This is a genomic window from Methanoregula sp. (assembly GCF_050010295.1).
Taxonomy (GTDB): Archaea; Halobacteriota; Methanomicrobia; order Methanomicrobiales; family Methanospirillaceae; genus Methanoregula.
This window is the reverse complement of sequence record NZ_JBEKLH010000009.1, coordinates 76,378-102,607: the sequence shown is the minus strand read 5'-3', so window position 1 is coordinate 102,607 and position 26,230 is coordinate 76,378. Positions and strand designations below refer to the sequence as shown.

General features: G+C 54.6%; 32 protein-coding genes. 17 read left to right on the top strand and 15 right to left on the bottom strand.

Translation table 11 applies throughout. From position 1 onward, the window contains the following. On the bottom strand, positions 1-476 hold a 476-nt coding region (locus ABSB80_RS11480; RefSeq protein WP_428370757.1), incomplete at its 3' end, for an IPT/TIG domain-containing protein. Positions 477-942: 466 nt separating this feature from the next. On the opposite strand from ABSB80_RS11480, the gene ABSB80_RS11475 reads away from it, so the two are divergent. After that, positions 943-1,107, top strand: a complete 165-nt coding sequence (locus ABSB80_RS11475; RefSeq protein WP_428370756.1) for a hypothetical protein — start codon at positions 943-945, stop codon at positions 1,105-1,107. A gap of 113 nt (positions 1,108-1,220) precedes the next feature. Here the strand turns inward: ABSB80_RS11475 and ABSB80_RS11470 are convergent, their stop codons facing one another. The 4 genes from ABSB80_RS11470 to ABSB80_RS13160 form a co-directional block, all read right to left on the bottom strand. Beyond that, positions 1,221-1,919, bottom strand: a complete 699-nt coding sequence (locus tag ABSB80_RS11470; protein WP_428370755.1) for a TIGR00266 family protein — start codon at positions 1,917-1,919, stop codon at positions 1,221-1,223. A 546-nt stretch (positions 1,920-2,465) separates the two neighbouring features. Beyond that, complete coding sequence (locus ABSB80_RS11465) at positions 2,466-2,594, bottom strand: hypothetical protein (protein WP_428370754.1); 129 nt, start codon at positions 2,592-2,594, stop codon at positions 2,466-2,468. Between the two features lie 547 nt (positions 2,595-3,141). Then, entirely contained in the window at positions 3,142-4,452 is a 1,311-nt protein-coding gene (locus ABSB80_RS11460) for a proteasome-activating nucleotidase (protein WP_428370753.1), read from the bottom strand. Between the two features lie 7 nt (positions 4,453-4,459). Next, on the bottom strand, positions 4,460-4,684 hold the full coding sequence (locus ABSB80_RS13160; protein ID WP_490356198.1) for a hypothetical protein: 225 nt from the start codon (positions 4,682-4,684) through the stop codon (positions 4,460-4,462). Here ABSB80_RS13160 and ABSB80_RS11455 point away from each other — a divergent pair. The 4 genes from ABSB80_RS11455 to ABSB80_RS11440 all read left to right on the top strand — a co-directional run bounded on the left by ABSB80_RS11455 (position 4,581) and on the right by ABSB80_RS11440 (position 7,087). Continuing rightward, positions 4,581-5,090, top strand: coding sequence for a multiprotein bridging factor aMBF1 (locus ABSB80_RS11455; RefSeq protein WP_428370752.1), 510 nt, complete (start codon positions 4,581-4,583; stop codon positions 5,088-5,090). The two genes, ABSB80_RS13160 and ABSB80_RS11455, sit on opposite strands and share 104 nt — an antisense overlap. A gap of 265 nt (positions 5,091-5,355) precedes the next feature. After that, the gene (locus tag ABSB80_RS11450) at positions 5,356-5,793 is read left to right on the top strand and encodes an ester cyclase (RefSeq protein WP_428370751.1); all 438 of its coding nucleotides are present in this window, start codon (positions 5,356-5,358) and stop codon (positions 5,791-5,793) included. Between the two features lie 190 nt (positions 5,794-5,983). Continuing rightward, entirely contained in the window at positions 5,984-6,640 is a 657-nt protein-coding gene (locus ABSB80_RS11445; protein WP_428370750.1) for a CDGSH iron-sulfur domain-containing protein, read from the top strand. A gap of 54 nt (positions 6,641-6,694) precedes the next feature. Beyond that, positions 6,695-7,087: a Rieske (2Fe-2S) protein gene (locus ABSB80_RS11440; protein WP_428370749.1), complete on the top strand. Its 393-nt coding sequence runs from the start codon at positions 6,695-6,697 to the stop codon at positions 7,085-7,087. Positions 7,088-7,138: 51 nt separating this feature from the next. Here the strand turns inward: ABSB80_RS11440 and ABSB80_RS11435 are convergent, their stop codons facing one another. Then, positions 7,139-9,160 carry a PAS domain-containing protein gene (locus ABSB80_RS11435; RefSeq protein WP_428370748.1) on the bottom strand — a complete coding sequence of 674 codons (2,022 nt, stop codon included), beginning with the start codon at positions 9,158-9,160 and terminating at the stop codon, positions 7,139-7,141. Positions 9,161-9,581: 421 nt separating this feature from the next. On the opposite strand from ABSB80_RS11435, the gene ABSB80_RS11430 reads away from it, so the two are divergent. The 3 genes from ABSB80_RS11430 to ABSB80_RS11420 all read left to right on the top strand — a co-directional run bounded on the left by ABSB80_RS11430 (position 9,582) and on the right by ABSB80_RS11420 (position 11,555). Continuing rightward, on the top strand, positions 9,582-10,439 hold the full coding sequence (locus ABSB80_RS11430) for an alpha/beta fold hydrolase (RefSeq protein WP_428370747.1): 858 nt from the start codon (positions 9,582-9,584) through the stop codon (positions 10,437-10,439). 679 nt (positions 10,440-11,118) lie between these two features. Further along, the gene (locus ABSB80_RS11425) at positions 11,119-11,337 is read left to right on the top strand and encodes a type II toxin-antitoxin system HicB family antitoxin (RefSeq protein ID WP_428370746.1); all 219 of its coding nucleotides are present in this window, start codon (positions 11,119-11,121) and stop codon (positions 11,335-11,337) included. Further along, complete coding sequence (locus tag ABSB80_RS11420) at positions 11,337-11,555, top strand: type II toxin-antitoxin system HicA family toxin (protein WP_428370745.1); 219 nt, start codon at positions 11,337-11,339, stop codon at positions 11,553-11,555. Before ABSB80_RS11425 ends, ABSB80_RS11420 begins: the two co-directional genes overlap by 1 nt. Positions 11,556-11,627: 72 nt before the next feature. Here the strand turns inward: ABSB80_RS11420 and ABSB80_RS11415 are convergent, their stop codons facing one another. Further along, entirely contained in the window at positions 11,628-12,116 is a 489-nt protein-coding gene (locus ABSB80_RS11415; RefSeq protein ID WP_428370744.1) for a hypothetical protein, read from the bottom strand. 242 nt (positions 12,117-12,358) lie between these two features. On the opposite strand from ABSB80_RS11415, the gene ABSB80_RS11410 reads away from it, so the two are divergent. The 6 genes from ABSB80_RS11410 (at position 12,359) to ABSB80_RS11385 (ending at position 14,495) form a co-directional block, all read left to right on the top strand. Then, entirely contained in the window at positions 12,359-12,538 is a 180-nt protein-coding gene (locus ABSB80_RS11410) for a YgiT-type zinc finger protein (RefSeq protein WP_428370743.1), read from the top strand. A 77-nt stretch (positions 12,539-12,615) separates the two neighbouring features. After that, entirely contained in the window at positions 12,616-13,230 is a 615-nt protein-coding gene (locus tag ABSB80_RS11405; protein ID WP_428370742.1) for a methyltransferase family protein, read from the top strand. A 341-nt stretch (positions 13,231-13,571) separates the two neighbouring features. Then, on the top strand, positions 13,572-13,790 hold the full coding sequence (locus tag ABSB80_RS11400) for a hypothetical protein (RefSeq protein WP_428370741.1): 219 nt from the start codon (positions 13,572-13,574) through the stop codon (positions 13,788-13,790). A gap of 6 nt (positions 13,791-13,796) precedes the next feature. Further along, positions 13,797-14,009: a PIN domain-containing protein gene (locus tag ABSB80_RS11395; RefSeq protein WP_428370761.1), complete on the top strand. Its 213-nt coding sequence runs from the start codon at positions 13,797-13,799 to the stop codon at positions 14,007-14,009. Continuing rightward, positions 14,006-14,215 (top strand): hypothetical protein, encoded by a 210-nt coding sequence (locus tag ABSB80_RS11390; protein ID WP_428370740.1) that lies wholly within the window; start codon positions 14,006-14,008, stop codon positions 14,213-14,215. Before ABSB80_RS11395 ends, ABSB80_RS11390 begins: the two co-directional genes overlap by 4 nt. A gap of 82 nt (positions 14,216-14,297) precedes the next feature. After that, entirely contained in the window at positions 14,298-14,495 is a 198-nt protein-coding gene (locus ABSB80_RS11385; protein ID WP_428370739.1) for a DUF2283 domain-containing protein, read from the top strand. Positions 14,496-14,798: 303 nt separating this feature from the next. On the opposite strand, the gene ABSB80_RS11380 is transcribed toward ABSB80_RS11385, so the two are convergent. Continuing rightward, positions 14,799-14,972: a hypothetical protein gene (locus ABSB80_RS11380; protein WP_428370738.1), complete on the bottom strand. Its 174-nt coding sequence runs from the start codon at positions 14,970-14,972 to the stop codon at positions 14,799-14,801. Positions 14,973-15,111: 139 nt separating this feature from the next. On the opposite strand from ABSB80_RS11380, the gene clpB reads away from it, so the two are divergent. Beyond that, entirely contained in the window at positions 15,112-17,703 is a 2,592-nt protein-coding gene (gene clpB, locus ABSB80_RS11375) for an ATP-dependent chaperone ClpB (RefSeq protein WP_428370737.1), read from the top strand. A gap of 15 nt (positions 17,704-17,718) precedes the next feature. Here the strand turns inward: clpB and ABSB80_RS11370 are convergent, their stop codons facing one another. After that, the gene (locus ABSB80_RS11370) at positions 17,719-17,988 is read right to left on the bottom strand and encodes a hypothetical protein (protein WP_428370736.1); all 270 of its coding nucleotides are present in this window, start codon (positions 17,986-17,988) and stop codon (positions 17,719-17,721) included. Positions 17,989-18,613: 625 nt separating this feature from the next. Here ABSB80_RS11370 and ABSB80_RS11365 point away from each other — a divergent pair. Then, a complete protein-coding gene (locus ABSB80_RS11365) occupies positions 18,614-18,904 on the top strand; it encodes a 50S ribosomal protein L30e (protein ID WP_428370735.1) in 291 nt (96 codons plus the stop codon). 550 nt (positions 18,905-19,454) lie between these two features. Here the strand turns inward: ABSB80_RS11365 and ABSB80_RS11360 are convergent. Both ABSB80_RS11360 and ABSB80_RS11355 read right to left on the bottom strand, forming a co-directional pair. Further along, positions 19,455-20,330: a CPBP family intramembrane glutamic endopeptidase gene (locus ABSB80_RS11360; protein WP_428370734.1), complete on the bottom strand. Its 876-nt coding sequence runs from the start codon at positions 20,328-20,330 to the stop codon at positions 19,455-19,457. Between the two features lie 225 nt (positions 20,331-20,555). After that, on the bottom strand, positions 20,556-20,900 hold the full coding sequence (locus ABSB80_RS11355; RefSeq protein ID WP_428370733.1) for a winged helix-turn-helix transcriptional regulator: 345 nt from the start codon (positions 20,898-20,900) through the stop codon (positions 20,556-20,558). 104 nt (positions 20,901-21,004) lie between these two features. Between ABSB80_RS11355 and ABSB80_RS11350 the strand changes: the two genes are divergently transcribed. Further along, positions 21,005-21,646, top strand: a complete 642-nt coding sequence (locus tag ABSB80_RS11350; protein ID WP_428370732.1) for a DUF1847 domain-containing protein — start codon at positions 21,005-21,007, stop codon at positions 21,644-21,646. A 148-nt stretch (positions 21,647-21,794) separates the two neighbouring features. Here the strand turns inward: ABSB80_RS11350 and ABSB80_RS11345 are convergent, their stop codons facing one another. The 4 genes from ABSB80_RS11345 to ABSB80_RS11330 all read right to left on the bottom strand — a co-directional run bounded on the left by ABSB80_RS11345 (position 21,795) and on the right by ABSB80_RS11330 (position 26,140). Continuing rightward, positions 21,795-22,841 carry a hypothetical protein gene (locus tag ABSB80_RS11345; RefSeq protein ID WP_428370731.1) on the bottom strand — a complete coding sequence of 349 codons (1,047 nt, stop codon included), beginning with the start codon at positions 22,839-22,841 and terminating at the stop codon, positions 21,795-21,797. Positions 22,842-23,130: 289 nt separating this feature from the next. Further along, positions 23,131-24,282 (bottom strand): DUF6159 family protein, encoded by a 1,152-nt coding sequence (locus ABSB80_RS11340; RefSeq protein ID WP_428370730.1) that lies wholly within the window; start codon positions 24,280-24,282, stop codon positions 23,131-23,133. Continuing rightward, entirely contained in the window at positions 24,279-25,694 is a 1,416-nt protein-coding gene (locus ABSB80_RS11335; protein ID WP_428370729.1) for a hypothetical protein, read from the bottom strand. The genes ABSB80_RS11340 and ABSB80_RS11335 overlap by 4 nt, the downstream gene beginning before the upstream one ends. Next, the gene (locus tag ABSB80_RS11330; protein ID WP_428370728.1) at positions 25,691-26,140 is read right to left on the bottom strand and encodes a hypothetical protein; all 450 of its coding nucleotides are present in this window, start codon (positions 26,138-26,140) and stop codon (positions 25,691-25,693) included. The genes ABSB80_RS11335 and ABSB80_RS11330 overlap by 4 nt, the downstream gene beginning before the upstream one ends. Positions 26,141-26,230 lie beyond the last annotated feature (90 nt).

Genomic DNA, 26,230 nt, shown 5'->3' with positions numbered 1-26,230 from the left:
ACTCCGGTAAAACCGCTGCCGGAGATGGATACTATGGTGCCTCCCAGCTTTGTGCCGGTTGTCGGTGAAATGCCGGTGACGACCGGCTGGGCCGGGCGCACATAGGTGAATCGGTCGGCAGCAGAAGTCGCGGATGTGCCACCGGGCGTGATGACGGTGATGTCAATGGTCCCTGTACCAGCCGGGGCGATCGCGGTGATGGAAGTATCGTTGTTAAACGTATACGAGGTTGCCGGAGTGGATCCAAACTTTACAGCAGTCACCCCGGTAAACGCGCTGCCGGCGATGGATACTGAGGTGCCGCCAAGGATCGTGCCGTTTGGCGGTGAGATGCCGGTGATGGCTTGTGCTGATACAGCAGGAACGAGAAGCAGGAACAGGAAAAAGAAACATGTCCAGAAGAATCTGATCTTGGGTCGAACCTGCTTCGCCGGAATTTCTATAAGCAGTGCAGAGACCGGTTCAGTCCGGATCATCGGGATGCCACCTGTCGGTCGTGGTAGAAAAAAGTGCGTTCCCTGCATATCCGTCATAAAGGGAGGAGATGCGATCAATGGCCGGTTTTTCTCCACGGTCCACTGCAGTCTTGTATTTTAAAAGGTGATAATTCTTCCTGGACTCTGTCGATCTTTCCGATGAGAGGGGACTTGTTTTTCTCGCCGCACCGAATAGAGCGATAATACCTTATCAGTTTAGATCTCCAGCCCATCGTGCCCACCGACTTCCTGATGAAGATTGTCAACGGAGTATAAAGATTCAACGGTAAAATTGAGCACCCTCACTCCGATCGATCAAATGTAACTGATCAGAAATCTATAAATTATCGAAATACTTCCGCAACAATTCAAACGTTTCTGTATCGCTTGTCAATTTCTTCGAGGGAAATCCATTCATCCTGTCAAACGCTCATCGGACTTCGGGTATACCTGCGAGATCGGGTGGATGACCAGCACCCTCATCGATGTCTCGATCTTCGAGCACCTGATGGCGCTCAGGAAGAGTGACCTGAAGAGCAGGAAGAAGATCCTTGACGCGTTTGAAAAGGCCCTCGGGCGTTTCAACGGCGAGTATATTTTATGCAGGGAGAAGGGGAAGAGCATTCCCTAAAAAGATGCCATCACGCTCGTTGTCCAGCCGCGGAGACCGGGGTATAAGGCCCAGGACGAGACATGGGCGCTGCTGCAGACCCTGGGATGGGCAAAGTAACCGGTGCCGGGCGATCAGGCCGGTTTTACCGTGATCTCCGGCTTCGGCAGGAACGGTATGATGCAGGCCGCCAGTTTTGCGATGTCCATCGACTGGAGCACAACGGTACCCGGCCCCGTCAGCGTGGTGACGAACAACCCCTCGCCGCCGAACAGGGCCGTGGTTATTCCGCCGGCAACGGCGATATCGAACCTGACCGTGGCATCAAACCCGACCACGAGACCGGTCTGCACCTTGACGACCTCGCCTCTCTTCAGTTCCATCTCGATGATGTCGCCGCAGCACTGGAGAAATGCCATTCCCTGCCCGCTCAGGCGCTGCAGGACAAATCCCTGGCCCCCGAAGAGCCCGGCCCGGATCTTCTCGGTGAAAGCGATATCGAGCTCGACCCCCTCTTCGCAGGCAAGGAAGGAATCTTTCTGCGCGATGAAGACGTCCCCCGGGGATACGGGAACCGGGACCAGCTTTCCCGGCATGGAACCGGCGAACGAGACGAACGCGGGTTCGCTCCCCGCCGCAAAACGGGTAAGGAAGATACTCTCACCGCTGACCGCACGTTTCAGTCCCGATAGGATACCGCCTTTGAGCTGGCTCTCCATCGCAACGGAGCCGCTCATGTTCACCATCGATCCGGCCTCGGCATAGACTCCCTCCCCGGGCTGCAGGCCAATCCTGACCATCTGCAGGTTGTCGCCAATGATCTCGTAGTTCATGGAATCCCAGACACTACATTCACCGGAAAAGTACAAATGTATTGTGGGATACGAAGTGGTTCATCAGAACCACGAGCTTGAGAAGAACGTGTCAGCGTTCTTCGAGCGCGAGTGATTCATCAGAACTTCGAAGGCCTGCTTACACACTCCTTCTCAACGTCAAGGTTTTAGCAAACCTCTCCGACCACGGGGATGAGAAGAACCGCTAGGTTCTTCGAATGCAGCGGGGCCGGAAGGGAGTTCTGATACCCGGTCGATGAACTGTTTGCGAGCGGGCTCCCCGCCTCAGGCCCCTACGGGGACAGAGTGGTTCATCAGGACTACGATGTCGAGAAGAACCATTGGGTTCTTCGAACACGGCGGGGCAAGGCCGGTTTCCCGTTTTAGTTACTGATTTGCCGAGGGCGGCGTCGTTCATCATGTCGGGAATTCGAAACCCTCGTCTCCTTTCTCGAATCTCTGTTAACGATCTTTCCGATAGAAAAACAAAAGAAGATTTTCCCTGTCCCGACGGACCGGCGGCCGGAGTTCCCGGCCGTGGAACCATCAGATCAGCGGTTCGTGCCTGATATACACGGTGATTGCCAGGAATATCGCTGCCACGATGAGGAGCGGCACTCCTTCAATGGCCCGCAGGAAGAGTGCGGAATTCCGGATAAGATCGGTTGTTGTCATGCTGTTTCCTTTTTTTACCATCATTCGTGCCGGAATCCTCCATGGAAAACCCGTCCGGGATCTTCCGGAGGTTCCGGGCCGGTGGATGCCAAAACCACAGAACCTCGCGGCCACCGGATGGAATGGCGAGCCGGTAGGGGTCATGATTTTGCACCACCGTAACTGGTTGTACCAGAATCCGTTGCGGCTGGTTATATAATGCCAAAATAGGGAGAGTGATATCCTCTCACCCGGGAGGGGATTATCATAACTCCCGGGTTAGAACATCAAAATATTCGGATAGGGATGAGCACCGGTTGGCAATGAAAATGTAGTCACTGTAAGTGACCTCGTGAAAAAAGAATCATTGTGCATTCTTCTAATGTCTCATCCGAACAGGATGAAACAAGTCGAAGAACGCTGACGCGTTCCGTCGAATAACCCTTCGGGTTCTTCTCCTGTCTCAAGTCTGATGACTTTCGACAAGAGGGATTTTTCAAATCCCTCTGCTTCATCCTTAAAGGATGAAGCATTCTCCAGCCTGCCCTTCCCTACGGGAACGACAGTCTTACGCAAACATCGCGCCCTCGACGTCCACCGGCCCGCGGTGGAAGTCCAGGCCTACTTTTGCTATGGCGGCAAGGAAATCTTCCTGCATGATGGCCGGCCGCTCCTTGCGGATCGCGAACATGCCGGCTTCCATGCAGATCGCGCGGAGGTCGGCGCCATTCTTCCCGTCCGTCATGCCGGCGACCTCCTTGAGGTCCACATTATCGTCGATGGTCAGTGCCCGGCAGTGCACCCTGAGGATGGAGAGGCGGCCCCGTTCGTCCGGGAGCGGGATCTCGATGATCCGGTCGAACCGCCCGGGCCGCAGGAGGGCCTTGTCGAGGATGTCGATCCGGTTCGTTGCACCGATGATCTTCACATCGCCCCGGTTCTCGAAACCGTCCATGCCGGCCAGAAGCTGCATGAGCGTCCGCTGGACTTCGCGGTCTCCGGACGTATTTGCTTCCGTGCGGCTCGCACCCACGGCATCGATCTCGTCGATGAAGATGATGGTCGGGGCCTTCTTCCGGGCCAGGTCGAAGAGCTCGCGGACGAGCCGGGCCCCTTCCCCGATGTATTTCTGGACCAGCTCCGAACCGACAACCCTCATGAAGTGGGCGTTGGTCTCGTGGGCGACTGCTTTTGCAAGCAGGGTCTTGCCGGTACCGGGAGGGCCGTGGAGCAGCACGCCCTTCGGGGGGTCGATGCCGATCCTGAGGAAGAGCTCGGGCCGTTTCAGCGGCAGTTCGACCGCTTCCTTGATCTCGTTGATCTGCTGGTCCAGCCCGCCGATATCGGAATACGTCTCCTGCGGCGAGTCCACCAGCTCCATGCCATAGACCTGCGCATCGAAACTGGTCGGGAGCAGTTCCACGATGGCGAGCGACTGCTGGTTGAGCGTGCAGCGTGCGCCCGGCTTGAGATCGTCCGCCTTGATCGACGGCGAACTCCGCACGAGGAACCGCGGGCCCGCACTGCTCCGCACGATGACCCGCGATGCATCGACCACGTCGGTGACCGTGCCGATGATCAGCGGCGGGCTCCGGAGCTGTTCGCTCTCGCTCTTGAGCTTCCGCACTTCGCGCTCGTACCGGATCTTCTGGGTCTCGATATACCGCTTGTCCGCCTCCACCTGCCGCAGCTGTTCGCGGAGTTCGAGGTTGCGGGACTCGAGGTTTCCGACACGCTCCATCATCTGGGCTTCAAGCTCGTGCTTGTCGCTCTCGATCTGGATCAGCTGTTCCCGCAGCTGCTCGGAAAGTGTCCGGTACAGCCGGTACAGTTCTTCGGGAGTCTGCGGATCGGATGACTGGTGGAGGATGTCGGCCATTCTCGCTTCAAATACCTATATGGTGAAACTGCCTATAAAGTGTTTGCGAGAGGGCATTTTCCCAAAAGCGGCATGCCGCATCCAACAGTGAGAATTTATATTCCCGCGCCCACCTTCTTTGTGAGATCATGCAGTGCGAGATGTGCGGAGAAACGATTCGCGGACCCCCCAAGCTGGTCCGGGTAGAGGGGGCCGAACTGCAGGTATGCAGCAAATGCGAAAAATTCGGCACGGCGGTCCAGCAGGTGAGGCGTACCGACCTTGTACGGCCGGCGGCCCCGCGGCAGGCAGGGGCCAGGGCCCCGGCACCGGTCGCCACGGCATACCGGAAGAAGGACCTGTTCGACTATATGGAGGGGGAGATCGTCGACGATTACAGCGAACGGATCCGCCATGCCCGCATGGAAAAAGGGCTCTCCCAGAAAGACCTTGCCATGCAGATGAAGGAGAAAGAGCACCTCATCAAGAAGATCGAGAACCGCGAGCTGATCCCGGAAGAGGATGTCCGCAAAAAATTCGAAAAGACACTGGGGATACGGCTGATCGATGCCCCGGTCACCGAATCGGAAAAGAAAGTGCAGTCCAGACTCGCCCCGACACTCGGGGATCTCACCACCATCCGGAAAGCGAGAAAATAACGGGACGACCGGCCCGCTTCATTTTTTATGCAGGCACGGGAACCGCATCAGGAAGGTTGCCGGGCGTGTCCTGCAGGCACCCTCCGTTCGCAGTCAGAGAAGCCATCCGGGTCCACAAGCCCCCCTGCCAGGATCATCACTACGGCGTCGAACCGGCGTAATTTTTCCCCAAACACCGCCTTTATACACTCCCCCACATAATCTATCGCTGGTATCCGGCATCCATAAGATCATTCAGAGATACCATCGATACAGGAGAATGGTGATGTCAACCGTTGAGGAAAATATGCGTCTCATGCAGACGCTGGATGATGCCTGGAACTCCCAGGACTGGGCAACGTTCGAGAAACGCCATGCGGCACAGGTCGATGTCTTCTGGCCGGGACAGGCACTGCCGACCCATGGCCGCCCCTCCCACAAGGAAGAGGCGATAGCCTTCTTCAGGATCTTCCCGGACAACAAGGTCGGGAACCGCCCCTACAGGATATTCTTTGGGGAAGGCGACTACACGTGCTCGGTCGCCGAGTTCACCGGGACATTCAAGGGCCCGATGACCACCCCCGACGGGAAAGTAATTCCGCCGACCGGGAAGAAGTTCAGGGTCGAGTTCTGCACGGTCGCCCGATGGAAGAACGGGGAGATCGTCGAAGAGAAGCTCTTCTATGACAAGATCTCCCTGATGCAGCAGGTCGGGCTGATGTGAGAAGGGGAAAAATAGCAATTTTTCATTCCCGTGAAACGTGAAAGAGAGAAGAGAAAGAACAAAAACCTGAGAAGACTGTTCTCATTCCGGAAAGACGATCTACCTGCACGGGTGAGAGCTTTCCTGGAGCGACACAATCTGCATCATGACACCCGAGAATAAAAAACCATCAGGATCCGGACCGGATACCATGAACGTTACGGTAAGCCGGAACGGCCCCTATATCGTGACAGGTAGCGTCCCGCTCAGGACGATGGAGATCTGCAACGATGCCGAAGGGAACTGCCGCACCTGGAAGACGGTTCACGAGTTCCCGCTGCAGGAGCAGTACGCCCTCTGCCGCTGCGGCCACTCGAAGAACAAGCCGTTCTGTGACGGGACCCACGCGAAGATCCACTTCGACGGGACCGAGACCGCCGGGAATGAAGCTTACCTCCGCCACCCGGACTCCATCGAGGGCGAGGAACTGCGTCTGGAAGATGTCGGGAACCTCTGCGTCCATGCCCGGTTCTGCATGCGGGCCGGCGGGATCTGGAACCTGACCAGGAATTCGGGTATCCCGGAAGCCCGCGATACGGCGATCGAGGAAGCCTGCAACTGTCCGTCGGGGCGGCTCGTTGTCCGGGACCGGAAGAGCGGCAGGGCAATCGAGCCGGAACTGGAAAAGTCCATCGTGCTGATCGAATACCCTGCCCGGCACGAGCACGGCCCGCTCTGGGTCCGGGGCGGCATACCGGTGGTATCTGCCGATGGTGAATCCTACGAGGTCCGGAACCGGGTCACGCTCTGCCGGTGCGGAAAGTCGGGGAACAAACCGTTCTGCGACGGCAGCCACATCAGACCATGAGTGCGGTCAGGGTGGACAGAAGAGAGAAAGACTGGAAAGAGGAAGGTTGGGCATATGAGTTTCATTGAAGCAGCATCCGTTGACGATCTCCCGGTCGGAACGATGAAGCATGTCGAGATACGAGGAATCGAGATCGCCCTCGCGAACGTGAACGGGACGGTCTATGCGGTCAGCGACCGCTGCGGCCACCAGAACGCCTCGCTCTCGAAGGGGAAGCTGGACGGGAAGATCATCACCTGCCCGCTCCATCACGCGCAGTTCGATGTCACCACCGGTAAGATGGTCTCAGGTATGGTCGAGCTCTCGCTGCCCGGGATGGACCGGACGCCAAAAAAGTTCCAGGACGCGCTGAAAGCGATTGGGGAGTTGACGAGCCACATCAAAACCCATGACCTCCCGCCATTTCCGGTGAAGGTCGCAGGCAACCGCATCTTTGTAAAAGTATAGCGGGTCCGGGGGTGTCCGGCCCAGCCAGACCAGATCGGCACTGCAGGCGGCTCACAGGATCCTGTATGCACCCTTCGGCACCAGTATCTCGAACCGCGCCCCCCTCCCCGGCTCCCCGGTCTCCCGGATCGTGATACCGGTGATGTCGAGGATCTCTCGGGAGATGGCCAGCCCGAAACCGGTGTTCTTCCCGAACCCCCGCTCGAATATCTTCTCTTTCTCCCCACGGGCCACACCGTCGCCATCGTCTTCGCAGATAATGATCCGGTCCCCATTGCGTGACTCGAAGGCAAACCGGATTGTCGTGATCCTGCCCCCGTGTCGCAGGGCATTATCTATCAGGTTGAAGAAGACCTTGACGATCAGCGGGTCGGCGAACACTTCGGCGCCGGCAGGAAGATCGTTCCTGAGCGCGACCTGCCCGAGAGCGGCACCCGTTCCCGCACTATCTGCAAGGGCCCGGAGATCCTGCCAGACAGCAGCACGTACGCCTATCTCCTCGTAGTCCTTGGTGAACCGGATCATGGCAGCGATCTGGCTGCTTGCTTCGGTGATACGGGAGAAATAGTCTTTCACCGCGGGATCGGACACATTCACGTGCAGCAGTTCGACAAACCCGTTCAGTGCCTGGAGCTGGTTGTTGATGTCATGGCGGGTGATACCGTAGAGGAGGTTAAGATTTTTGTTGGCCTGCCGGAGCGCCTCTTCCGCCCGTTTGCGCTCCGTGATGTCGGTAAGGACGGTCAATGTAGCCGGTTTTTCCCGGCCGCGAAGCGGCGTAGCCCGTGTCACGACCCACCGCCGTTCCCCGGAAGGTGCAAGGATCTCGATGTCATACGGTTCTACTGCGGCTCCCGTATGCCGGAGCCCGATGTTCTTTCTGATCAGGTCATGGTATTCAGGGGCTGCATAGGACAGTACTGACGTGCCGATGATCTGTCCGGGAGATTTTCCCATCAGGCGCGCTCCCTCTGCATTGACAAAGACGATGGTCTCCCCTTCATGGATGATGACATAATCGGGAAGCTCCTCTTCGAGTTGCCGGAAGATACCCTCACTCTTCTCGAGCGCCTGGTACGTCTTTTTCAGTTCGGTGATATCCCGGATGGATATCACGCTCTTTCCCGTACCGGGAATCATCGCAGCAGACAGGATGGCGTTCCGTACCTCCCCGTTTTTATGGACAAACCTGAACTCGTAACTCTTTGGCGCTGAACCAGGATCGGTCCTCCGGAGGCGGTGATATTCCACCATCTTCTTCAGGTCCTCTTCTGCAACCAGGTTCGGCCATTTCACCCGCCCCTCGACCTCTTCCCGTGAATATCCCAGGATCTTTTCCATCTCTTCATTGGCATGCGATATGGTGGTATCCTCCTCAAGGATGGCCATCGCGGTTCCCGTATTTTCAAAGACCGTCCGGTACAGGCTCTCTGATTCCCGCAACACCGTCTCCGCCCGCTTCCGCTCGGTGATGTCCAGCGCAGTGAAGGTGACACCAAAGGAGAGGTCCGAAGGATCGACCGGGGTCGAGGAGATGAGGACGTCAATGATCGTCCCGTCTTTTTTTTGCCACCGGGTCTCGACCTCACCGGACCCTTTATGTACGATCTGGGCACGACTCTCCCGGCCGACAAAATCATAGTCCTCCTGCGCCGGGTAGAGGAACCGGACGGATCTCCCGGTGAGTTCTTCCGCAGGGTACCCGGTTATATGGCAGAGCTGGTCGTTGGCCGTCCGGATGACCCGGTCGGAGACGACACCGATACCCACGGGGGCAACCCGTATGATGCTGCCGAGGCGCGATTCGCTCTCCCGTAACTCTTTTTCCACGGAATGGCGTCTCTCCATCTCCGAGAGTAACTGGACATTCTTGACATAGTTGGAGTTGAGAGGAAAGTAGGCGATGATGATGGCAAGCCCGCTCACAAAGAGGCTGAGAACCAGGTCCGAGCGCAGGTCGGGAGGAAAAAGAGAGAGAGAATGCCCGGCAAATTCGAACGCCGTCATCGACGCAAACGTCACGATGAAGACAAGGAAGAGCTTCTGGTCAAACGGTGTCGGGCCGGCTTTCATTTCAATGGTTGATGATTATAAAATTTTAAACGATAAAGACTTCGATATGTCTGTCACCGGAAAAAATTCATGATTTTTTTTGAAGAAATACACAATTAATTGTTGAATATTTTTAATTGTAGTTTTCTTTCGTTCTGTTGCGTTGTCGGGACGTTAAATAGTCAATATTGATGGGTTACAACTGTATCATTTCCGTTAAGTCCCGTGAACGCAACAGCACCCGCAGATGCAACAGAACCGAAAAAAGTAAGGGTTTTATCTTTGTACGAAGCCGGATCCCACCCCCTTACACCGGTCAATGATTTTTATCCGGATTACTCCCGAATTCACAGCACAACATTTTTTAAGGATCTGCCCAATAGCAGATTAACCGGTCATTCGAAAGAATCATTCTTTTGGTCCGGAGGATTTTTTTATGAAAATGACAACCCAATTCATGCTGGTTATCGCGGTCGCCTTTTGTCTTATCGCTGCGGCAGGATGCACAGGTACCTCCGGCACCAGTCAGCCTGCAGGTTCGGCATCGCAGCATTATCCAACCGTATCGTTCAATACGACACCTGTCAGGTACGCCAAGGTCAACGGGGTCACGCTCGGGTACCGTGAGTTCGGATCCGGTGAACCCCTCCTGATGCTCGAGGGGTTCGGCGCAACCATCGATACCGCGTGGAACGAGACCTTCATCGGAATCCTTGCCTCGAAGTACCATGTCTATACCTATGACCACCGGGGGATGGGGTACAGCAGCGACAATAACGCCACGCCATCCATCTCACAATACAGCGACGACGCCGCTGCGCTCATGACCGCACTGGGCTATGACAGCATGCATGTGTACGGGGAATCCATGGGGTCTACCGTCGCCCAGCAGCTGGTCATCGATCATCCTGAACGTGTACGAAAACTGGTCCTGGATTCCGTGACCTACAGCATCCGGATTCCCGAGACAAAACTGCTGCTCGGTGTCATCGAAGTATCCGGGGTCGACCCGAACCAGACGGAAGGCGTCCGCCGGGAGTCGCAGGCAAACCTCGCGTGGAACGGATCCTGGGCCGGTCTCTCCGGGATCAACAAGGATGTCATGCTCGTCGTCGGCACCAGCGACGTCCTGACGCCTCAGGCGGTTACCGTCCAGATGGCAGGACAGATCAACGGCTCGCGGCTCGTGCGGTTCAAGGATCTCCCGCACATAGGGTCGAAATACGCCCCGGTCGAATATGGGGAGAATGCCCTCTCATTCCTCGGCACGAATGAGTCTCCGCCGTACGCCACGGTATAATTTTTTTTTTGATGGTGACACCCTGACCGATGCCTGCCGGGATGTTCCGGATCGATTCTGATCGATCGGGACGGACAAAAAACCAGAGTATCCGGAACGTTCGATCCCTGATAGGAATCCCGGGGGCGGGCCGGTTTTAAAAAACTCCTGGCATAGCGGGGGATTAAAAAAAAATGCTCTGGTGAAATCCGTATTGGCACAGCTTTTAAAATATCTTTGAAAGATGGTGAGGGTGACCCCCGTTCTCCCCCGGGAAGGCGGGAAGATGAAAGGGAGCATCTCCGTGACCCTGAAATCCCGGCCGGGCCTGTTGTGTATTTCTTTGAAAAATATACTGAAAACTCCGCGGGACTTTTTTCCTATCATGGATCTGGATAGTGGCGCAAAAGGGAGGGGATCGGTGGCAGCCCCCCGGTTATTTCCGGGAAAGGAGTTGGATCGATCTGGTACGGGTCCCGGTCCATTTCACGACCGGATCCTGACCGCGCCGGATATTTTTCCGGCCCTATCCCGTACGGGGCAAAACTCTGTTTGGGGCGGTCGGGGTTGGGCCGGGAATATTATTTGAGGGGTATAAGATAGTGTTTGAGCTCTATGGGTTGACGGAGGAGGTTATTACGATCATGAAGGGGTGATAAACTCTCTTAAATACCGGAATATAATATTTGTATACGGTAGTATGGATTTCAAAATAGCCATTGAACAGGATGAGGATGGATGGTATATAGTCACCGTCCCGGCACTCCCGGGCTGTATCTCCCAGGGAAAGACCGAGGAGGAAGCGAAGAAAAATATTGCCGAAGCCATCGAACTTCATCTCAGTGCACTCGCACGCGACGGAATCCCTCTCTATCACCGTCCGGGTACAAAAGAAACCTTTATCGCCGTTGATATATGATGGACAGACTCCCCATCCTTTCCGGTAAGGAAGTCGTAAAAGCTCTTGGCAAACTGGGCTATACGGTTAATGATCAGAAAGGAAGTCACCTCCATCTCAGGCATCCGGTCAGGAGACCGCTGACCGTTCCCAACCACCCGGAAGTTGCCCGCGGGACATTGCGGATTATCATCAGGGATGCCGATCTTACCGTTGAAAAATTTCTGGAACTTTTATAAGATCAGGTTCCGGTAAAAGGGGGGAGATGGTCATCCACCATGAGCAAAGAGGGAGGACCCCCCTCATAACCCTTACACCTTTGCAGGGCCGGATTTGTCTTCCTCGGCATAGATCAGGGGGTTCTGTCTGCTCCGGGCAGAGGTGCCCTTCCCGGTGCCCCCGTATCCCGCGGATGAGTCAATAGGGCTCCGGTCCCCGTACCGGGGCTCCAGTTTCATCGTACCGTCGTCCTGCATGATCCTGGCCATTGCGGGCTCTGCCGGGATATCCGGCTGGCGTGCGCCCCTCGGCCGGATCACGGTGAGGCCATCGGAGGAGGCTGCAATGGACGGGGATGCGGAGAGTCCCGCAAGCGGCGGAGATGCGGTGCCCCGCAGAACCGGCCCCTGCCTAAGCTCCTGGCGGCGATCTTCCGCAGTCTGGCGGGACAGCGTCATGGCGACTGCCTTAAAGTCAAGCAGCTCGTCGAGCAATCCCTTGACCAGCGCATCCATCTCCCGTAACCTCTTCTCCAGTGCCGCTATCCGGTCTTCTGATACACCGGTTCCTGAAATTTCCATAATCGTAATCAGTTTCTCCTTGTGATGGGATTCATACCCAGGAAATGTGATCTTTGCATCAGACTGTGCATACAGAGAGTTACTGGTGGCCCTGACATGTTAAAGTAAGGAGTTGGTTCCGTCAGGGACCGGACTGGTGAGACCGCCACCGGCCTGTCATGCGGGATGCACACCAGACAAAACTGTGCATGCGCCCGCTCCCGGCCGGTGAAGTGTCACTGAAAGGATAATTCAGTGGATTTATGAAGTGTGTCATCTGCAAACACGGCGAGACCAGAGAGGGCGCGACCACCGTCACCTTTGATCGGGACGGAATGACTCTTGTCGTGAAGGCTGTCCCCGCCTTACATGATAAAAACATCGGACTCATCCGGATTCGACAGACTGATCAGAACCCGGACAAAGATGCATTTTTTCAATAATCATCCCGGATCCGGAGTCAGTAACCCTATATCTGATTGATACCGATATTCCTGGCAGAATCCCGGTGATGGTATACATGGTAATGAGTCCCTGGCTGCCTGTTTCGCTTTCTTCAGCCACCGAAGTGGTCCTGTTCGGCATCGCGTTCTTCGGATGGGCCGCCAGTGAGATCATCGGGTCGATACTCCTTCCCAGGCTCCGCCATCGCCGGGACGGGATAAAACTGGAAAGGAAGGACCAGGGTTCAGGGCTGGCAGTGAATATCGGTATAATCGCATCAATTTACATTGCTTTTGGCTTTTCCCTTGTCAGAATTGCCGTACTGCCCGACTGGGTATTTTATCCCGGGATTGCACTCATGTTCGGAGGGGTCATCGTCCGCCAGTGGTCCATCGCGCTACTCGGCGGATTCTTCTCCGTGCTGGTAAGCGTCCAGGAAGGGCAGACAATAATCCGGAGAGGGCCATACCGGTTCATCCGCCACCCGTCCTACACCGGGACACTTCTGACACTGACCGGGATAGGACTTGCCGTCCAGTCGTGGGGAGCGTTACTCACCCTGGTGGTAATGTTTGGCATCGTGTACAAGTACCGGATCGGTGTCGAAGAGAAAGCCCTCGTTGAGCAATTCGGGAATGAATATGTTGCGTACATGAATACCACAAAAATGCTGATCCCGTTTATTCTCTGAAGAAATCGCTGTCTGGTAAGATCATACGGTCACAACCTCTCGCGGTCGCCGCAGGGGGTGGGGGGAAAACCGCAACCGGGATCGGAGGGGGCTGTGTTTGCGATTACACTCTGGCATGGGCCGGGCAAGGGGGATGGCCAGCGGGCTGGCATACGGATCAGGCAGGCGGAACCCGGGATGTGAGAGGATAGGGGGCAGGGGTTCTATTCCCAGTTTAAGGATACTCAGTGTTATTGGTATCACGCATACAGATTTCTGCATATTTTCACACCCTGTCAACACAGTATAAAAACCTGGACATCCGGATGAGATTGAGAATATAGCGATGCAGGGAGTACGAAATGAAAATCTACATGGATGTCTGCTGCCTGTGCAGGCCGTTTGATGATCAGACAAGGGGACGAATCCGTCTGGAGGTAACTGCAATACAGGAAATCATCCGCCGCTGTTCAACGCAGGAATTCACCCTGGTTACCAGTGAAGCAATAACCGAAGAACTCTCAAAAATCCCGGACATGCAGAAACGGCTGCGTGTGGAGAAGATCGCATCCGTAGCATAAAAATCCATACTCATTGACGAGGGAATAATTTCGCGGATGCACGAATTAATTTCCAGAGGCGGCGATGCGATGGACTCGCTTCATATTGCCTGTGCCGAACGGGCCGGAGCGGTGCTCCTCACTACTGATGATGACCTGATAACATTTTTTAAGTTGCACCAGAACATACAGGTACATATAGTAAACCCGGTTTCATGGTTAAAGGAGGAAAACAGATGAGCGCCAGAACACTACACCAGATCCAGCAGGAAGGACTTGAAGTACTGGTCGATAAACTAGGCCCGGACGACGCAATCCGGTTCCTCCAGATCTACGAGCCGGGAAGCGGCGACTGGACAAAAGACCGGAAAAAATATCTTGAGAACGACCCGGATAAAATTATCAAAAGCATTATGGAGCGGAGAAAAAAAGTACCTGCTCCGTGAACACAACCCTGCGGGTAATCGTAAATCCCTCAGCTTCCCCTCCCCGCGTGATCACGGTATTCTTTGGCAGGAGTGTGCAGCCATGAAAGTTACCGTTGACAAAGAAGCAGACGCACGGTATATGCGTCTTTCCGATACCCGCATCCACGACTCGGAAGAGGTGAAACCCGGCGTTATTCCTGATTATGACGACAAGAACAACCTCACCGGAGAGATCCTCCGGGTATCGGAGCGCGTGCCGTCTGCGACCCTGAAATCCGTCCTGGTCGAATCTGCATAGCAAAGAGACTGGCAGATCTCCGGCACGCGATGATCGGGCCGCTATGCCTTTTTTTCTTTTAATAGAACCACGTAATTATTTTATGTCTTTTGTCGGATATTACGTAGAGAGTCGCTTAAATTATTCTGCGGATATACCGGAACCACCCGGTTGCTCATACATTCTGTCTGAATCAACGTTCGGATTGGTCGAAAAGTCTGATGACTCGGTCGAAGACCTGCGGTCTTCGAAGACCTGATGGTCTTCTCCTGCCTCGGGTCTTGCGACCCTCAGCATTCTCCTCTTCCAGTTCTGAGGGGTTTATCAAAACCCCGAAGAGGAGAAGTGAGGCAGAATGCCGAACTTCGACTTCGTGAAGCCAAGCCCGACAGGGCTGAACGATAAGAAGACGAAGTCTTCGACTTCTGATGAATCCGAGACCTTCTTCGGAAGGTCGAGGAAGAGAAGATTTCCCCAGGAAATCTTCGAACCTGTCACAAGTCGAAGAATCCTCTGGATTCTTCTCCTACTCCAGGTCTGATGACCTGTCGCATTGCCAAACTATTTGACAGGAAGAAGCGCTATTTACGCATAACGGACAGGGAATTGCGAACACCGAAGAACGGACACCACGATCATGAACTTCAACAATTTCACCATCAAATCGCAGGAAGCCGTAGCGAAAGCAACTGAACTTGCAACGGCAAAACAGAACCAGGCCATCGAGACGTCGCATCTCCTGAAGGGGATGCTCATGGTTGACGAGAATGTCATCCCGTACCTCCTGAAGAAACTGAACGTGAACCTTGATGTGTTCACACCGGCGCTCGACCGGATCATCGATGCCTATCCCAAGGTCAGCGGCGGGGAGAACTTCCTCTCCAGTGATGCCACAAAAGCCCTGCAGAAAGCGGTGGCACTTTCCCAGGAATCCCGGGACGAATTTGTCTCCCTGGAGCACCTGCTCCTGGGAATCCTGTCGGTGAACGACAAAACCTCGCGGCTGCTGAAGGAGAACGGGGTTTCAGAGAAAGACCTGAAGACCGCCATCAGCCAGTTGCGGAAAGGAGCGACGGTGAACAACCAGAACGCGGAAGAGACCTACAACTCCCTGGAAAAATATGCCCGGAACCTGAATGAACTTGCCCGGAGCGGGAAACTCGACCCGGTCATCGGCCGAGACGAGGAGATCCGCAGGGTGCTGCAGATCCTTTCACGGAGAACGAAGAACAACCCGATCCTGATCGGGGAACCTGGCGTGGGAAAGACCGCCATTGCCGAGGGGCTCGCCCACCGGATCATCGACGGGGACGTACCGGAGAACCTGAAGACCAAGCAGATCCATTCCCTCGACATGGGAGCCCTGATCGCCGGGGCCAAGTTCAAGGGAGAGTTCGAGGAGCGGTTGAAGAGTGTGATCAAGGAAGTGGTCTCAGCTGAAGGGGAGATCGTCCTCTTCATCGACGAGATCCATACCCTGGTCGGGGCCGGTGCCGGCGAGGGCGCAATGGACGCTGCCAATATCCTCAAACCCGCGCTCTCCCGGGGAGAACTGCATGTCATTGGGGCAACGACCCTGAAGGAATACCAGAAATATTTCGAGAAGGACAAAGCGCTCGAACGGCGTTTCCAGCCGGTGATGGTCAATGAACCGGATACGCTGGATGCCATCTCCATCCTCCGGGGAATCAAGGAGAAATACGAGACCCATCACCATGTACGGATCAGGGACGAGGCGATCATTGCTGCCGTCGAACTCTCCCAGCGCTATATCTCCGATCGTTTCCTTCCCGACAAGGCTATCGACCTGATCGATGAGGCTGCATCGAAACTCCGCCTCGAAATCAACTCGGTGCCGGAAGAACTGGAGATTATTGAACGGAAGATCCGTCAGATGGAAATTGAACGCGAGGCCATCAAACGGGAGAAAGACCAGGGAAAGCTGAAGGGCCTGAACGAGGAGATCGGGAACCTGAGCGAGGAACGCAACCGGGTGAAGGCACAGTGGCAGTCGGAGAAAGAGCTTGTTGAACAGATCCAGTTGCATAAAAATGAGATCGAGAACCTGAAGTTCGAGGCCGAAAGTGCCGAACGCAGCGGCGACCTCGGGAAGGTGGCAGAGATCCGCTATGGCCGTATCCCGGATACCGAGAAGGTCATCGAGGGGCTCAAAGGAAAACTGACCGTACTGCAGAAGGATTCCCCGATGGTGAACGAGGAGGTTGGTGCAGAGGAGATTGCCGAAATAGTCTCGCGCTGGACCGGCATTCCCGTGAGCAGGATGCTGCAGAGCGAGCGGCAGAAACTGCTGAACCTCGAGACCGAACTTCACAGGCGCGTCGTGGGCCAGGATGAAGCCATCGGGGCAGTTGCCGATGCCATCCGCCGGAGCCGTGCCGGGCTGCAGGACACCAAACGCCCGATCGGTTCCTTCATCTTCCTCGGGACGACCGGTGTCGGAAAAACGGAACTGGCAAAAGCCCTGGCAGAATTCCTCTTCAACAACGAGAACAGCATGGTGCGGATCGATATGTCGGAATACCAGGAACGGCATACCGTTTCGAGGCTGGTCGGGGCGCCGCCGGGCTATGTCGGCTATGAGGAGAGCGGGCAGCTGACCGAAGCGGTCCGGAGAAAGCCCTACTCTGTTGTACTCCTGGACGAGATCGAGAAGGCCCACCCGGATGTGTTCAACATCCTGCTGCAGGTCCTTGACGACGGCCGCCTGACCGACAACAAGGGCCGTACGGTGGATTTCAAGAATACCATCATCATCATGACCTCGAACATCGGGTCGCACCTCATCCAGGAGAACCTGGAGCATGTCACCGACAAAAACCGGGACGAGGTATACGACCGCACCCGCGAGCAGGTCTTCGAACTGCTCAGGAAGACCCTGCGTCCCGAGTTCCTCAACCGGATCGATGAGGTCATCATGTTCAGGCCGCTCACGAAGGATGAGATCCAGACGGTAGTCGAGCTCCAGCTGGGGAACGTCCGGAAGATGCTCGGGAAGAACGATATCCGGCTTACGGCGACGAAGAAAGCCATCAGGTTCATCGCCACCCAGGGCTTTGATCCGCAGTTCGGTGCACGGCCGATCAAACGGGTGATCCAGAAGAACGTGCTGAATGAATTGTCAAAGATGATCCTGGAAGGAAACGTACAGAAAGAGAATGAGATCGTGGTGGATGAGAAGGAAGGGAAGCTGGTGTTCAGGAATAGCTGAACCTTCAGACTTTTTTCATGCATTTCCTGTTGAGGGATGACGTTCGGGGTCGTGCCGGCCCATCAGCCGCGTCACCTCTTCAAAGGCCTTGTGTTTGTCCTTGGACCCGGTGTAGAGGATCCGGGTATGTTCCCTGTCGTCCCTGAGGTATACGGCCTCAGGGTATTCGATCAGTACTACCTGTCCCCCGGGACCGAAGTGCTTTTCATCGGTCTCCCCGATCATATACCGCTCGCGCTGCTCCCGGGTTGGGGCAGAGTTTTTATCAAACCGGAAAACGCTCATCCCTGTTTCCTGCAATGGATGCTTCTTGATCCCTGGACATATAAAACAACGGAACGTGCCATATGAACGCCATTCGCATCCCTTCCAGCTAAACAACAATGCGGTACCTCCTTCCGGCACGGGCCTCGCGATTGAGATGGCCGACGGGTCAGCGTGAGACTGGGAAGAGCAACCCGGGATGGAAGCGGGAGGGCACCTCCACCGGCCTTAAGATTTTCAGGAAAACGGCAATTGAACATCCTTCTGAAGATATCGCAAAATTTGCAAACGGCAATAAAGGTTATCAGGGCAGCACACGTTTCACTGGATATCAAATGACATTATGACCCGCAAAACCATCTGAATTGTACACGATGTCCGCATCTGACCGGATGTGACATTCCTATTTCTGAAGGAACACACCGGCATACGATCGGATCGGATCCTTGTGACTTCGTGCTCAATCCCGATGAATGCAGTCCGATGTCAGGCAAAAGGTAGTTCCTGGTTTTTCCCGTCGGTTGTATCTTGGATTATGAAAGGTTAAACCCAGATACATCTCAGGGAAGAGATGGGTTACCGGCGATTCCAGACACATTGCTTCAGGCAGTCTGGGATCAGGCACCCGGAATCTGGAGATGTTCACATGGATTTCAATACTTCACTCTTACGAGCCTTAAAAACCGGAAGTGTCGTTCTTGGCCCGGTAAGGACCGAGAAATGTGTCAGAGAGGGCAGAGCCCGGATGATCGTCGTTGCGGGTAATTGCCCGGCAAACATCAGAACAAGAATTACCGAGAACCAGAACCCGTTCATTCACACCTTTGAAGGTTCCAGCACAGCTCTTGGAAACGTCTGTGGAAAACCGTTTTCCGTGAGCACGCTCGCGATCGTCAATCCCGGCGAATCGGATATCCTTTCCTATATGCGGGCATGACAGGACCGGGGTAAACGTCTCATTGTTATGTTTACGCACCGGTATCGCAGGTTCCGAGACCCTGCGGGAGAAGTGCAGGGATCCGGCTGAATAGTAATAAAAAAATTAATCATACGTATGGATTACTTTTACCGCGCTGACTACGATTAAGACCCTTCGATGCTATGGATTCACCGGAGCCTGCGTTCATCACTCTGTTTCTGAATCCGCATGAAATTTTCATTCCGCGGGCATTCGTGCGGATTCACCCCGTTCACCGGAATCCACTTCCCTTCCCGCGGGTTGAACCGGGCCGGGCATGACAATTGTTGAACTGCCGATCCATGGAGTCCCGGAACCATCCTGGTCTTGATGTGTTCACAGTCTACACAAAAATGGTAATTGCTCATGTACGATCTCCTGTCTGGAAAATGTATCAGACTTGACGTGGTCTCTTGCATGAATGAGGTTATATGCCTTAGTATGGTGCTACCGGCCGGCAGAAATGTGTGGGAGGGCGATTTGTATAAGAAAAATCCCGGCGCCCAGAAATTTTTAGAAAATTTTCCTGTCACAGCCCATCTGCCGGTAGTTTCGGCAGCCGGTCGCGGAAGTGCCAGAAGACGAGAGCGAGTGCCACATACAGGATCGCAACGAACCACCCGAATTCGCCCAGCATCATGGTCCCGCCGGGGGTCGTAACCGTAAGTCCGGGATAAAATTGCTGGATGAAATAGTTCCAGAACGCGTGGAAGAGGATGGCAACCCAGACGCTCCCTGACGCAAGCCGGAGCCATGCGAGGATCACCCCTGCTCCCATCACCGAGGGGATGAAGACGGCAAGCGAGTACCACACCGGTCCTGCGCCATGGTAGGTACCAAAGAGGATAAGCGGGATGTGCCACGCGGTCCAGATGGCGGCGGAGAGGAGCGCGAGCGTGGTGAAACCCTGGAACCGGGCGAGTTCGGGTACCAGGAAGCCCCGCCAGCCGAACTCCTCGCCCGCTGCGGCAAAGCAGTTGAAGACAAGAGCAGAGAGGAACGCGGGGACAAACGAGAGGGAGAAGATGAGAGTGGCATTGCCGGAGTTGAACGGTGCAATCCCGGACAGCCACGCGGAGCCGAACATGAGGATGCCGGCAGCGACCGGGATGAGGATCCCGGCCGCAAGCCAGACCGGCTTTCCGGGGCGGATGCCAAACCCTTTGAGGTTCCGCTGGAAGACGAGCCGAGTGGCAACCGCGGCAATGGCAGGGCACCACATGACACCCACGGTGTTCACCAGGAGCATGGTGCTGTTCGCAGAAACGGGCGGCGTTATCGAGGTCAGGTACCAGAATACCGATGAAAACGCGAATGTGAGGATGATAAACGTCAGTACGGTGATCTTCGGGTTGGCCGGGCGTACTGGAGTGCCGGGTGACCCGGACCCTGCAGGTTTTTCCATGTAAACAATTCCCTGACCGGAAGCTGATAAGGGTATCTGTTCGCTTGAGGGGTAGGGGGGACCCCCCTCCACAGAACCGGAAGGGGGGAGAGGGGTTGACAAGTGCGATGATTGATTATGTACGTCTTTGATAACCCGTGACATACTTGTTGCGGCAGAATCGTTGGAGATGAAATAAATAAACCAATAAAGATTATCAATTTCACCACATCCATACCATCCGGTCTAGCAGACCTTCACCTTCATTCCCTCACATTCCAGGTAATGTAAACCCCATATCCGCATTGCATCAAATATCGGGAAAAGGGCCTTGCCATATTCAGTCAGGGAATACTCAACACGGGGAGGTACCTCAGGAAACGCGACCCTTGAAATGATCTTCAGGTTCTCAAGTTCCCGGAGATGCGTTGTGATGGTCTTCGAGTTCACATTATGCATCTTTTTCTGGAGGTCGGAGAACCTGAGCGTACGGTTCTTAAGTTTCCAGATGATGAGGATCTTCCACTTGCTTCCCATGACCTCAATAAATAATTCTACGGGACATTTGGATTCTGTTTTGGATTCAGACATATATTCCCCAATAGTTATTTTTTCGTAACAGTATTACTTTTTTCCTTCTGCATAATATAAGTAACTATAGGATGAACGGATGAGTATTATTAAAGAGGTCAGAAATGGAGAGACAGAGTCCACAGTGCGTAAAATGTACCATTCTCCGGTGCGGTTCTCCAGAGAAGAACAGGAAAGTGCCGGCATCCTGCCCTACAGAAAAGTACCCGGACTTGGTCAGGGAAACGATTGATAAATTCATGCTTCCCGAAAACCAGGCCATAAACCAGGGCTGGCTTGCTCTGATGAACAAAGTGGTGGATCCGGAAAAACCGAGAGAGAAATTTTCCTGGACAAGGGTTGATGAAATTATCGAGTACGCGAAGATACGCGGAATGAAAAGGATAGGCATCGCTACGTGTTATGCACTGATGTCTGAATCGAGGTCGTTATCTGATATTCTTGAACGTAACGGGTTCGACGTCGTCTCCGTATCATGCCTCTGTGGGGAAGTAAACCCGCAGGATGTCGGCATGCCGGGGGATATATTCTGCAACCCGATCATGCAAGCAGAAGTCCTCAACCGTGAAAAAACAGAACTGAACATCATGGTAGGGCTTTGCCTTGGACATGACATACTCTTCCTGCGTCATTGCAAAGCGGAGACAACGCCTCTCGTGGTCAAGGACCGTGCTCTCGGGCATAACCCCGTAGCCGCGTTGTATCTGAACCAGGGTTTTTTCAGGGACAGGTTCACCAGAGGATAAGCGTGGACCGGAGGAGGGACCAACTGCACGGTATCGATACTATTTACAATATAAAAACATTGGGGCGGGATGCCGGTTTATCCCGGCAATCATGACAAAAGATGATGGGGGTAATCGGTCTCATGATAATTTCTAAAAATATGGAACCCTACCGCCGATTCCACACTGCAATTCCCAAAACCAGAACGATTGCCCCGATGGGGGCAAACTGAAGCGGGGATGCCGGGGTCTGGCTTTGAGCCGGAGTCGTAGTGGCTGGTTGTGCATGAGGTGTTGAAATGCCCGTAGCATCAACCTGGAACGGGATCTCTGTATACGTGTCATCACCATTATTGGGGTCACTGAACGCAGCAACGAGTGCCTCTGCCGCGTCGTTGCCCTGCAGGCTTCCCGGGCCGGAGATCCTGAAGAGGTTCGTACCGTTGTTACGTTGCAGGCTGCGGACGTAATCTCCGCTGACATCGATGTCGAATGTGGTGTTCTCCATCGGATGCTGGACAATCACGAAGTACTGTCCGCTTTCAAGGTGGCTGGTGACCTCCCCGGGCACTACATACTGGTACGAGGCATCAGAGCTGACGGGTACCTTTGACGTTGAGAAGTAGTTCTTACCAAGGATCCAGACCTGGACCGTTTCGGGATTTCCTTCCGCAACTCCGGAAACCGTAATGGGCACTCCTTTTGAAATTGTTGCCGGGGAGATCGCTGCAGTTATGAAAGGTTTTTTCAGGATAATCCCGACATTGGCAGCGTCGGGACCCAGCTGGTCTTTCGTTTTTGGCTGGCTCACGGCATAGATGGTATACGTCCCGGCATCCACCGGGAGATTGGCGGTGTAATAGACATATTCCCAGGTTTTATCCGGTTTTGTTTTCACTACCGTGAATGAGTCCGGGTTTCCGCTGACTACATTCTGTTGAGGCGAGGTAAGTTTTCCCCCGCCATTGGGGATGCCGGGTCCGGTTACGAAGAGGCCGGGTCCCGTTATGAAGAGGTACGTGGAATCCGAATCATAATTATGGCCACTCAAAACTACGTTTTCTCCCAGATAATAGGACTGGTCTCCTCCTGCGAAAATAGTCACTCCCGTGTCTGCTGATACGGGGGATATCATCAGGGCTGCTGCACCTGCTATGATGAGAAGCAGGATCATCTTCCAGGACCCGGACGGGTTGTTGCTGGTTTGTTTGGACATATGTAAATGTATGCACATTTACAATATAAAATTATTCTGAAACCAGGTTTTTATCCGGTACCATTCTCAACAAGATGGGGGGTTCACAGTTATTCACCATGGAGATCTCCCTTCTGCAGAATAGATCAAGCGCGAGAAAACTTAAATGAAAAATAAAAAAAGATCCAGGACAGGCTCTCTTATCGTTTGTACAGGTTTATTTTTTGGGGTTTTTTAGTTGTGCGTATTTTTCCGGGCACCATTTTTTGATACGGGATATCTTCCAGCGGGAGTAAGGGACTAAAAAAAATCATGCAATGGATTCCGTTTCAGCGGATCCGGGCATGTGCCCGGCCTTTGCAGAGGTGTAGAGGTCCTGCGTTGCAATCCCTCCAACCGTTGCCGCGACAACCGCAAGGCCGGACAGGGCAAGAATGTACAGGAAGCCGGAAGCGATCCACAAATCGCCGGGGCGCCAGGTCAGATCGAGTGCGACAATCCCGGCTGCCAGCTGAAAGAGAAGGAACGTGAGCGAGGCAGCGAATACTACCACTCCAAGGCCAAGAACGCAGGCAGCCACTTCACCCCAGATGTTCTTCATCAGGGTAAACGATCCGGAAACCGCCTCCTTCAGGCGCCTCTCCTCAAGCACGAGGAGGGGTACTACAAACAGGGTCAGTACGAACAGGATTACGTTGATCGCTGAAAGGATCAGGGTGGATACGAACGCAAACTCAATTCCATTCTCCCCGCCAGGCAGGTTGGCAACGTAGAGGTCCGGGTAGAGGATGTAGTTGAAGGGGATCTGGTTGAGCACGTTGAACAGGAATTGCCAGATGGCCGACCAGACGGTCGAGATCATGGTGAAAGGCTGGAACCACGCTGAGTCCAGCGAATACGAATTCCGGCCGGCGATGTAGAGCAGAGTGCCTGCGTCCTGGCCGGCTGTGAAGATCAGGGTGCCCGCGAGTGCCACGACCACGGACCACCCGGTAAGAGGTCTCAGGTATTTTTTTGCTTTGTTGAGTCCATGAAAGAATGAAACAGAACCGCCTTTCTCTGGAGAGAGGCTTAAGGCAAGGCCCGCCAGTAAGAATACGAGGCAGAACACCGTTGAGAACTCTACTGCAAATGTCAGGACAAGTGGTTGGAGTAAATCGGGTCCATAGAAGGGAAAGGGGTTGAGAACGAAGAGCATCCACTGGGCGATGAGGTGCCCGGCCAGCACGAGTCCGACCAGGAGCGAGAACCAGAGGAGCTGCCGGTTATGGATCAGCGTTTTCGTGCCGGACAGGGCGGCCCCGATCCCCCGTCGGACTGTTTTCGATCCCCCGCCCCCGCCATCCGGGCGCCCCTCATGGACCGGTTCAGGCTGGTTACCCATCCCTGCCTGCGCGGCACGGACCGCTGGTGCTTTCCGACACAGGCCGAGCCACCAGCGTGCATCAGAATGCCGGTTCATGCCGTACTCTCCCTGACCTTTGCAGAGGTGTAGAGGTTCAGTGCTGCAATCCCCCCGACCGTTGCCACGACAAACACAAGGCCGGACAGGGCAAGAACGTACAGGAGGCCGGCTGCAATCCACGCCTCACTGGGGTGCGTGAACGTAGCGTTCATTGGGCCGGCAACCCACCACACAATATCAACCACGGAAAACCGGAAGAGCAGGAACGCGAGCCAGGCAGCGAATACTACCATTCCAAGGCCCAGAACGCAGGCCGCCACTTCACCCCAGATGTTCTTCATCAGGGTAAACGATCCCAAAACCGCTTCCTTCAGGCTCTTCCTCTCAAGCACGAGGAGGGGCACTACAAACAAGGTAAGGACGAACAGGATTACCGTGATTGCTGAAAGGATCAGTGTACACTCGAGCGCCCAGCTGAATAGCCACTCACCCCCGCCAGGATGCAGGTTGGGAACGTAGAACGACGGTACGAGGACGAAGTTGAAGGGGAACGTGTAGCGCACGGTAAACAGGAAATACGCGAGTTTAAAGTAGAGTGCCGAGATTATATTGAATGGCGAGAGCCACGTCGGCACATAGGAATACATGCCGGCGATAAAGATCAGAGTGCCGGCGAGTGCCACGACTATGGACCACCCGGTAAGAGGCCTCAGGTATTTTTTTGCCATCCTGAGTCCCTGGAAGAATGAGACCGTACCGCCTTCCTTTGAAGAGAGGCTTAAGACAAGGCTAGCCAGCAAAAATACCAGGCAGAACACCGTCAGGAACTCGATCGCAAATGTCTGGACAAGCAATGAAGGTATACCGGCATAGTGAGGATCAAAGAGCAGCCACCGGGGGTTACGAACGAAGAGCTCCCCCCGGGCGATGAAGGGATGAACGAAGAGCTGAATCCCTGCGAGTGCCGCGACCACGGACCCCCCGGTAAGAGGTATCAGGTATTTTTTTGCCATCCTGAGTCCCTGAAAGAATGAGACCGGACCGTCTTTCTTTGACGAGAGGCTTAAGGCGAGGCCCGCCAGTAAGAATACCAGGCAGAACACCGTGAGGAGCCCGGCCGCAAATGTCAGGACAAGGTCAAAGGATAGAGTCGGCATCACGAAGGACAGCCACTCTGATGGGAAAGGCAATCCATAGAGCCCCGCCTGGGCGATGAGGTGCACGGCCAGCACAAGTCCGACCAGGAGTGAGAACCAGAGGAGCTGCGGGTTATGGATAAGGGTTTTCGTACCTGACAGGGCAGCTCCGATTCCCCGCCGGATCGTTTCCGGTCCGCCGGCCCCGCCGTCCGGGCGGCCCTCATGGGCGGGTTCAGGCAGGTTAACAATATCTGCATGCGAGGCATGGAACACCGGCGGTTTCCGGCACAGGCCGAACCAGTGTTCGGCAATTTCAGATACCCGGGTCATTTTACGCTCTCCCTGATTTTTGCGAGCAATTCTTCAGCCATTTTTGTCGGGTCGGCAGTTCTCTCAATTTTGATCCCGAGTTCTGAAGCGAAATCCCAGATAAATTCGATACACTTGGTGTACTCGTCGCATGACCCGCATTCGCCGTCATGCTCGTACCAGACCTGCATGCCGTGCTTCTCCGACACGAAAATATAGGCATTGGTCTGGAACGGGATGGACCGCCCGAACAGGACGCCCCGTTCCACATCGATCTTCTCGATCTGGATCCGGTTTGCCTGCGCCATCTCCCGCAGCGAGGCATCGATCTTCTCGTTCATCACGAGGAGTGCCTGGGATACCCCCTGCCTTGTTATTCCGAGCAGGTTTGCAATAGAGACATTGGACATCCCGCTGCGCCGCATCTTCCAGAACCCGAACTGTTTCTCATTCGTGGGTAAGAACATATGTAAATGTATGGACATTTACAATATAAAAATATTGGGGGGATACCGGTGTATCCCGGCAATCCTGACAAAAGATGATGGGGGATGCGG

Excerpts from the sequence above, each read along its gene's own strand:
- ABSB80_RS11475 (WP_428370756.1), top strand. The coding sequence starts at position 943 with ATGACCAGCACCCTCATCGATGTCTCGATCTTCGAGCACCTGATGGCG.
- ABSB80_RS11470 (WP_428370755.1), bottom strand. The coding sequence starts at position 1,919 with ATGAACTACGAGATCATTGGCGACAACCTGCAGATGGTCAGGATTGGC.
- ABSB80_RS11465 (WP_428370754.1), bottom strand. The coding sequence starts at position 2,594 with ATGACAACAACCGATCTTATCCGGAATTCCGCACTCTTCCTGCGGGCC.
- ABSB80_RS11460 (WP_428370753.1), bottom strand. The coding sequence starts at position 4,452 with ATGGCCGACATCCTCCACCAGTCATCCGATCCGCAGACTCCCGAAGAA.
- ABSB80_RS11455 (WP_428370752.1), top strand. The coding sequence starts at position 4,581 with ATGCAGTGCGAGATGTGCGGAGAAACGATTCGCGGACCCCCCAAGCTG.
- ABSB80_RS11450 (WP_428370751.1), top strand. The coding sequence starts at position 5,356 with ATGTCAACCGTTGAGGAAAATATGCGTCTCATGCAGACGCTGGATGAT.
- ABSB80_RS11445 (WP_428370750.1), top strand. The coding sequence starts at position 5,984 with ATGAACGTTACGGTAAGCCGGAACGGCCCCTATATCGTGACAGGTAGC.
- ABSB80_RS11440 (WP_428370749.1), top strand. The coding sequence starts at position 6,695 with ATGAGTTTCATTGAAGCAGCATCCGTTGACGATCTCCCGGTCGGAACG.
- ABSB80_RS11435 (WP_428370748.1), bottom strand. The coding sequence starts at position 9,160 with ATGAAAGCCGGCCCGACACCGTTTGACCAGAAGCTCTTCCTTGTCTTC.
- ABSB80_RS11430 (WP_428370747.1), top strand. The coding sequence starts at position 9,582 with ATGACAACCCAATTCATGCTGGTTATCGCGGTCGCCTTTTGTCTTATC.
- ABSB80_RS11425 (WP_428370746.1), top strand. The coding sequence starts at position 11,119 with ATGGATTTCAAAATAGCCATTGAACAGGATGAGGATGGATGGTATATA.
- ABSB80_RS11420 (WP_428370745.1), top strand. The coding sequence starts at position 11,337 with ATGGACAGACTCCCCATCCTTTCCGGTAAGGAAGTCGTAAAAGCTCTT.
- ABSB80_RS11415 (WP_428370744.1), bottom strand. The coding sequence starts at position 12,116 with ATGGAAATTTCAGGAACCGGTGTATCAGAAGACCGGATAGCGGCACTG.
- ABSB80_RS11410 (WP_428370743.1), top strand. The coding sequence starts at position 12,359 with ATGAAGTGTGTCATCTGCAAACACGGCGAGACCAGAGAGGGCGCGACC.
- ABSB80_RS11405 (WP_428370742.1), top strand. The coding sequence starts at position 12,616 with ATGGTAATGAGTCCCTGGCTGCCTGTTTCGCTTTCTTCAGCCACCGAA.
- ABSB80_RS11400 (WP_428370741.1), top strand. The coding sequence starts at position 13,572 with ATGAAAATCTACATGGATGTCTGCTGCCTGTGCAGGCCGTTTGATGAT.
- ABSB80_RS11390 (WP_428370740.1), top strand. The coding sequence starts at position 14,006 with ATGAGCGCCAGAACACTACACCAGATCCAGCAGGAAGGACTTGAAGTA.
- ABSB80_RS11385 (WP_428370739.1), top strand. The coding sequence starts at position 14,298 with ATGAAAGTTACCGTTGACAAAGAAGCAGACGCACGGTATATGCGTCTT.
- clpB (WP_428370737.1), top strand. The coding sequence starts at position 15,112 with ATGAACTTCAACAATTTCACCATCAAATCGCAGGAAGCCGTAGCGAAA.
- ABSB80_RS11370 (WP_428370736.1), bottom strand. The coding sequence starts at position 17,988 with ATGAGCGTTTTCCGGTTTGATAAAAACTCTGCCCCAACCCGGGAGCAG.
- ABSB80_RS11365 (WP_428370735.1), top strand. The coding sequence starts at position 18,614 with ATGGATTTCAATACTTCACTCTTACGAGCCTTAAAAACCGGAAGTGTC.
- ABSB80_RS11360 (WP_428370734.1), bottom strand. The coding sequence starts at position 20,330 with ATGGAAAAACCTGCAGGGTCCGGGTCACCCGGCACTCCAGTACGCCCG.
- ABSB80_RS11355 (WP_428370733.1), bottom strand. The coding sequence starts at position 20,900 with ATGTCTGAATCCAAAACAGAATCCAAATGTCCCGTAGAATTATTTATT.
- ABSB80_RS11350 (WP_428370732.1), top strand. The coding sequence starts at position 21,005 with ATGGAGAGACAGAGTCCACAGTGCGTAAAATGTACCATTCTCCGGTGC.
- ABSB80_RS11345 (WP_428370731.1), bottom strand. The coding sequence starts at position 22,841 with ATGTCCAAACAAACCAGCAACAACCCGTCCGGGTCCTGGAAGATGATC.
- ABSB80_RS11340 (WP_428370730.1), bottom strand. The coding sequence starts at position 24,282 with ATGAACCGGCATTCTGATGCACGCTGGTGGCTCGGCCTGTGTCGGAAA.
- ABSB80_RS11335 (WP_428370729.1), bottom strand. The coding sequence starts at position 25,694 with ATGACCCGGGTATCTGAAATTGCCGAACACTGGTTCGGCCTGTGCCGG.
- ABSB80_RS11330 (WP_428370728.1), bottom strand. The coding sequence starts at position 26,140 with ATGTTCTTACCCACGAATGAGAAACAGTTCGGGTTCTGGAAGATGCGG.